Raw genomic sequence first — 7,114 nt, 5'->3', positions numbered from 1 at the left:
CCCTTTAGACCGATGATCGATTTTTCCGTCTTCATTATTACTTTTTACCTGCTGTTGCAGGGACTGACCGAACTGGGGTTTTTTAAATGAAATCGTTACTTTCTCTACTGGGCCGCTACGTGCTGACGTTCAGCGCTGTGGCGGTGGCTACGCTTTTGGCTTTTATTCTCTGGAAACATTATGCGCAAACCCCTTGGACCCGCGATGGTCGGGTTCGTGCGGATGTGGTACAGATTGCGCCGAATGTCTCCGGACCGTTGCTGAATGTGTCCGTCCGCGATAATCAGTGGGTTAATCGGGGCGATGTGCTCTATTCCATCGACCCGCACTGGTTGAGGTTGGCAGTGGACAGCGCACAGGCAGATGTTGAGGCGAAACGTCATGAAATGCTGATGCGCCAGGATGCGGCGAGGCGACGCTCTCAGATTAAAGGGGTGATTTCCAGCGAGGATTTACAGCAAACAGCCAGCGCAGCCAGCGTCGCTGCGGCCAATTACCACGGTGCACTGGCTGCGCTGGACCTTGCAGAGCTTAACTTATCGCATGCTATTGTTCGGTCTCCGGTTGCGGGCTATGTCACACATTTGCGGCTTCGCCCTGGCGACTATGCCACAGTGGGAGAAACTAAAGTTGCCATCATTGATGCCCATAGTTTTTGGGTGGTTGGCTATTTTGAAGAGACTAAGTTGCAACATATCCGCACGGGAAATACTGCACACATAACGCTGATGGGATTTAAGCCGGTGATCACGGGTCATGTTGAGAGTATCGGACGCGGAATAGATGATAACAATGACGAGACCGGGGGGCTTGGCCTGCCTAATGTCGAGCCAACCTTTAGCTGGGTGCGGCTCGCGCAGCGTATCCCGGTTCGGATTCATATTGACAGATTGCCGGATGGAGTTGAATTGGTGGCTGGACTGTCTGCGAGTATATCCATCACACCATAATAAAAAGTATGGTCTCTATTGAGGATTTATGCAGAACTTATGGATTGTCAGTTCTTGATCTAACTGCCTGATGAGAATGTATTTCTGGTAGAGTAACTATGAGGTTTCGGTTATGAAAAACAGAAAATATTTTGTAAATGACTTAATTATTTGGATAAACAATAATATCGAGATGCCACTAAAAATTGATGATGTGGCTATCAAATCCGGATATTCAAAATGGCATTTGCAGAGAGTGTTTTTATCTGAAACCGGTCAGAGTCTAGGAGGTTTCATCAGAGAGAAAAAATTATGTCTTATTTTAGATGCTATTATCACAACAAATGAACCTTTGATAAACATAGCGATGCGATTTGGCTTTGACTCTCAGCAATCATTAACTAGGGCATTCCGAAAAAGATATAATGTCCCACCACACCGGTATAGGAAAAATGCCGTCAATATTAAAAATAACTCTTCCTGGGGGTAAGGTAATTACCCGTATCATAAGGATGAGTTTTTAAATCCTTAGTAAGCATCTGGATTATGGGCGGGGTTCATCTTGTAATAATGGTCTTAGTACCTCTGTTATAGATTTTTGAAGAAAATAAAAATTCTCATTTATTTCATTGTGAATGAACTTAAGGCTTTCTGTGCAATATGTTTTTTCATGCTTTTGCATGTGTAAGGTATCGGTTAGTACAGTCGGATTCATTAATTGGAATATAATTACGAACCCATGCATGTATTTAATAGTTGGATGAGCTAAAGTTAATCTATTTTGTGGATTTTGGATTCGATCGAACCTATGCAGGTCGGCTAAATCCTCCTTGAATAAGGAGTGGCTTTTATGTATGTGTGGGGTTGTGAGCATTTAAGTACTATTTTGTTTTTACATTTCTAATGCTTGGTAATTGATGATATGTATTTATACCCGTAATGCAGAAATATAATATCCCTTGAGGTGACAAGGAAAAAGGAGTCAAAAAAACTAATTATGTCCGTATTACTGATTTTAGAGTCCTTAATACGGACATTTAGGTTTGGTAAAATTCACTTGCGTCAATCCGACATTGATGTGGGGGAACCGCGTACGAGTGCAGTTTTTAACGTATCACCACTGAGCCTGTCGGTAATGCCTTCGTCAGATGCCCATTGTTCGAAAATAGATAGTAGTTTGTACGGTTTACTAATTAATGGACGGATGACTTCATTGTTTTTACAGGCCAGCCAGAAAAAACGAGATAGTGGTGTTGATATTCGCGTTGCAGATAATGGGGGCACTCTGCTATTGGTTATGATGTCAATGACTTTATCAAGTTCAGCATGTCGAATAACAAACCAGGCATCCCGAGGTAAAATATGAGCCGGGAAATACTCTTTCCCCAGGTAATTATTTATCCTCTTTGAGAATATCTCTTTATGTACATATGGTGAAATGTTTTTAGGGAGTTGCATAATTTTTTGTGTTATTCTTTCTTCCCATGTCATTTTATCGAATAGTTGAAATGGTTCTCCTTGTAAGCTAACTGTTATGCCATGATTAAAATCAATAGCTCCTGTTACAGGTAATGGTATTTTAAGGGATTGGGCAAGTAATTTTTGTACTAGAACATATTCATATCCAATCAATAGAGTGTCAATAACTCTCTCTGTGGGAATGATATATTTGCCAGTAGTGCTAACAATAAAATTATGTCCTTCAATAAACGCTTTTTTGTCAAGAAGGCATAAACGATTTATTGATGACATATCACATGCTCTGAGCCTTACTTTGTAGCCCGACCTCTGTATTTTTCGTAATGTAATTGGCGACTGAAAGTAAATAGAGAGATGAATGCTGCCATGTAATGCATGCCTGTAAATGTCACTTTTTTTTAATTTTCAGTCCTTTTTTATTTATCACTTCGACTGCTTCACGGATAGTCAGCCAGTCAGGCGAACTATAGTTTGTATTTGATAGTGTTTGTTTTTTTGACATAGTGGTTTGCCTCTATTTCTATTTTTTAAAAAAATACCATGAATTTTCCAGTGAAATTAATTTCATGGTGCGGGATCTATTACGTTATAATATTTGGATTATATTGACGCGGGGGCTTCTTGGCGTTTCAGTCCCCCATATCCGGCCTCATATTTCGCAGTGATTGAAAAGAAGAAAAAATATCAGGTTAAACTAATTCAATTCTCAAACATTATTTAAGTTGAATGGAAGACATTACATAAATCTGTCTGCTCCGCCTGATGCTTCAATTGTCTGTCCAGTAACAAACTGATTCCTCCCAGAAAGTAGGAACGCAGCAATTGCAGCAATATCTTCAGGAAGTCCAAAGCGGCCCACAGGCGTGTTCTCTTTACCCAGTAATGCCATTACCTCTTCGTCTGTTCTGTCAGCCAGTTCAGGACGACGATTGCGAACATTCGGTAGCATGTTCTGCGCCCAGTTATCCGTCGCGACAGCACCCACTCCGATCGCATTGACCAGAATGCCATCCGGAGCCACGCTAAGTGCTAAACTACGGGTCAGGTTGTTGATAGCGGCGCTCAGTGCGTGTGAGACGGTAAGTTGCGGATTAGGGTAGATACCGCCAATGGATGAGATATTGACAATACGCCCCCAGTTTCGTCTCTGCATCCCGGGGATGATTACCTTACAAAAACGTCGCATGGCGGAGAATTTGGTCTCAGTCATTATCTGCCAGTCTTCTTCCGAAGTGGTTAACAGCGTTCCCGTATGTGCTCTTCCGGCATTATTTACCAGTAAATCAATACGCTGAAAAACCTTTTCCACTTGTTCAACCACCAGGGAAGGGAGTTTGGGATCAGTCACATCCCCGGCAACAGGCAGCACCGAAACACCGTATTTCTCTGATATTTTTTTCGCAGCCAGAATCAGCTCAGGTTCTCGTCTGGCCACCATGACTAAATGCACACCATTCACGGCCAGTTCTTCACAAATGCTGAAACCAATTCCTGTTCGGGCTCCGGTTACCAGAGCCACTTTTCCAGTCAGTTTTAAATCCATTTGCTGCTCCTCAAGTTAAGCACAGTTAATAACATGAGCAGTATTAGTAACAAATCTCTTTTTCAGGAGCTTGTGCATCAGAATTCAGACGTCTGAAAAAAGCGGTCAAAGAGTTGGGATTTCCGTCTGCTTATACTCCAGACGATATTGAGTTTAGAGCCAGGAGTGGTCAATGCGAACGGACAATCATGAGCTTTCTTCTGCCAGGATTCTTATGCTGGCGATTATTTGCTGTATTGTTGTAGCTAATATTTATTTTAATCAATCTGTCCTGAATTTAATTGCCGGATCCTTTCCCAATGAATGGGGGGCTGTTTCTTTGATCCCCATGGGTACCCAGTTAGGCTATGCGGTGGGCTTATTCTTTCTGATCCCACTGGGCGATTATATTGAACGTCAGCGGCTTATCCTGCGTCAAGCGCAGGTGCTTTTCCTGGCACTGATCGGCATGATGTTATCGCCAACGGCGACAGTGTTGGTGTTCTTCTCCTTCCTTACCGGGATGGCTGCAACAGTAGCCCAACAGGTAGTGCCGCTTGCCGCCTCGCTCTCCAGAACTTCTGCACGAGGTAAAACCGTGGGTACGGTGATGAGCGGTGTCTTGGCAGGTATCCTTGCTGGCCGGGCTATCGGAGGCCTTATTGGTCAGTATTTCGGCTGGCGCGGTGTCTTTTTGTCCGGCGCGATGATGACATTGCTGGCTATATTTTTCATCTTGCGCATTTTGCCTGCTCAGTCGTTGGTGCAACTCTTACACAAGCAATGCTGTTTGCCTCCTTCAGCGTGCTGTGGACCGTGCTCCCTTTCTGGTTAGCTCATCGCTACGATTACGGTGCAGGGGTAACCGGAACCCTAGCTGCTTTGGGGTTAATCGGTATTCTGTGCGCGCCTCTGGCGGGAAGTTTCAGCGATCGTCAGGGACCATTCCGAATGGTTGTTTTTGGTGTGATACTCATGCTGCTGGCTTGGGCTGTTTTTTGGAGATGGAACAGTATGGCGGGTATGGTGGTGGGCATTCTACTACTGGATGCGGGTGAACAATGTGTACTAATAGCTAATCAGCACACGATTTACTCTTTGCGTCCGGATGCCAGAAACCGCCTTAATACACTATTTATGTGCGTTATGTTTATTGGCGGAGCATGTGGCTCACTAACTGCCACCTGGATATGGGAGACAACTCATAACTGGGCGCTGATTTCTACAGCGGGGGCAGGGCTCGTGATCTTGGGGATGTTAATAACCGTGAGACGTAAATATTCAGGTCTCCATTCGGGCACATAGTGCCATAGCATTTCTTACATCCGCCGCCCTATCTGAGACATCAACATCATGTAAAGCGTCCTGTATCAATTGTTTAGCAGCCCATTTTTCCCCGGCTTCAGCCTGCAATGTCGCCAATGAATAAGCAATACGGAGGGCCCAGCCAGGAGCCTGTTGCTGGTGCGCTTTGTCTAGGGCCTGCTCCAACAGCAGGCGTTGCTCCTGAGGAGGTAATTGAGTGGCAGAAAGACGCATCAGCTCAGGCGTGCACCAGTTTTCATGATCCTGGCGGGCGGTTCTCAGCGATAACCCGGTATCAATTTCTGACAACAAGGGGGAATATTGCCAGTCTAATCCCATCGCCCGCAACGAGCTAAACAGTGTGGTCTGACTAACATCGGTATGACTGAACTGTTTGGCCCAAACAAGAAACAGCTCGCCGTATGTCTTCCAGAAATACAAATCATGCCTTTCTGCCAGATGAATAAGCCAGTTTGCGGCCCTTATAACCCAACGTGGATTACGATCCAGTGCCGCTGTCATACAAGCGCCTTCAGCCAGTGCACAGCAAAGAGAACAGACATGCTGCAAACGAGCGGCTTTTTTAACACCGCGCCATGCCATCTGTTTCGCGGCCTTATACTCACCCTGTAACCATAGTAAACGAGACAGAAAGGCCTGACCGGCGGTCTCTTGATCAAGACCAAAACGGAAAGAGTGACTTAATTCGCCATGTTCATACCAGTCAAGAGATTGCTGGAGATAATCACGCCCGACATAATGACGTCCCAAAAAATGCAGGGATACACCGAGAATACGCAGCCCGGTTGCCATCGCCTCCTCGTCACTAATGGACCGTGCTAGCTCGCACATAGATTGCGCATGCTCAAGCGCTTTATCCAGCTCGCCAGTACGGAGATAATACAACCATAATCCGTAATGAGCCTGTAAACGTATTTCTTTGTCGTCGAGCTTTTCTGCAAGTGCAAGCGCGGTTTTCCAGGCTGAATGTGTTTCAGGCGTAGGGCCTTTTGCCCAGGTTGACGCCTTACCTGCTACAGCGCTGAGATTCATTCTCTGGTGTAGCGTTAATACTACTCGAGAAGTATTTTCATAAAGCAGAGGATAGATATAGCGCTGACATTCATCGTAGAGTGAATATTCAATCCAAAAAGGGGTCATCTCTTGTAAGATCTCAAGCCCCTTAGAGGGATCGGCTCCCTCAGTCAACGTTTGCTGTAATACACTCCGCAAATCATTAAGCATATGGCTATAACGTTCACGCCACTGTCCCGTTGGCAGCATAAACCAATCACCTCGGGCCTCTTCTACCAGATCTTTATAATAACCGGCAAATCGGGCCTCAAGACCAGTATATTCACCCTGTTGCCTGAGTTTATCGCCTGCGAACTGGCGCATGGTTTCCAGCAGGCGGAAACGGGTCTCTGGTACCTGAGTACTGACCTGAATCAGGGATAAAGACAGCAATCTTTGCAGATCGTCAACAACCTGCCAGCGATGCTTGTCTTTAATCAGCAGAAAGTCGCTTACTGATTTCACACTGAACATATCGGTATAGATCCCCAGAGAGCAAAATAATCTTTGTTCACGTGTGTTGAGTAACTGATAAGTCCACTCCAGCGTGGTCAGTATTTTCTGATGTCTGGGCACCAGAGAGCTGTGCGTATTGCTCAATAGCTGGAAACGGTCTTCCAGTCGGCTATAGATCTCTTTGACACTCATGACTGGCAGACGGGAGGCCGCAAGTTCAATCGCCAACGGCAGACCGTCAAGATGACGGCATAACTCGCCAATCAACGACAGTTCGCTGGCTGATGGATGGAAATTATGTCGGTTGGCCTGCCCGCGTTCGATAAAGAGGCGGACACTGTCAAAAGTC

Annotated in this window: 6 protein-coding genes and 1 pseudogene; 4 read left to right on the top strand and 3 right to left on the bottom strand. The window is 45.3% G+C overall.

Going from position 1 to position 7,114, the window contains the following annotated elements; translation table 11 throughout:
* Positions 1–86: 86 nt before the first annotated feature.
* Both J5224_RS22930 and J5224_RS22925 read left to right on the top strand, forming a co-directional pair.
* Positions 87–950: an HlyD family secretion protein gene (locus J5224_RS22930; RefSeq protein ID WP_264627555.1), complete on the top strand. Its 864-nt coding sequence runs from the start codon at positions 87–89 to the stop codon at positions 948–950.
* 112 nt (positions 951–1,062) lie between these two features.
* Positions 1,063–1,419, top strand: coding sequence for a helix-turn-helix domain-containing protein (locus J5224_RS22925; protein ID WP_264627554.1), 357 nt, complete (start codon positions 1,063–1,065; stop codon positions 1,417–1,419).
* 572 nt (positions 1,420–1,991) lie between these two features.
* Here J5224_RS22925 and J5224_RS22920 read toward each other — a convergent pair.
* Together J5224_RS22920 and J5224_RS22915 are read right to left on the bottom strand one after the other, a co-directional pair.
* Positions 1,992–2,910: pseudogene (locus J5224_RS22920) on the bottom strand (hypothetical protein).
* A gap of 234 nt (positions 2,911–3,144) precedes the next feature.
* The gene (locus J5224_RS22915) at positions 3,145–3,951 is read right to left on the bottom strand and encodes an SDR family NAD(P)-dependent oxidoreductase (protein WP_264627553.1); all 807 of its coding nucleotides are present in this window, start codon (positions 3,949–3,951) and stop codon (positions 3,145–3,147) included.
* Between the two features lie 214 nt (positions 3,952–4,165).
* On the opposite strand from J5224_RS22915, the gene J5224_RS22910 reads away from it, so the two are divergent.
* Positions 4,166–4,765 (top strand): MFS transporter, encoded by a 600-nt coding sequence (locus J5224_RS22910; protein ID WP_264627552.1) that lies wholly within the window; start codon positions 4,166–4,168, stop codon positions 4,763–4,765.
* A complete protein-coding gene (locus J5224_RS22905) occupies positions 4,714–5,235 on the top strand; it encodes an MFS transporter (protein ID WP_264627551.1) in 522 nt (173 codons plus the stop codon). The genes J5224_RS22910 and J5224_RS22905 overlap by 52 nt, the downstream gene beginning before the upstream one ends.
* Here the strand turns inward: J5224_RS22905 and J5224_RS22900 are convergent.
* A partial coding sequence (locus tag J5224_RS22900) for an ATP-binding protein (RefSeq protein WP_264627550.1) occupies positions 5,212–7,114 on the bottom strand: 1,903 nt, incomplete at its 5' end. The genes J5224_RS22905 and J5224_RS22900 overlap by 24 nt on opposite strands.

Source organism: Candidatus Symbiopectobacterium sp. NZEC135 (genome assembly GCF_025962695.1).
The sequence above is the reverse complement of the archived record's forward strand: the minus strand, read 5'-3'. Positions and strand labels throughout refer to the sequence as shown.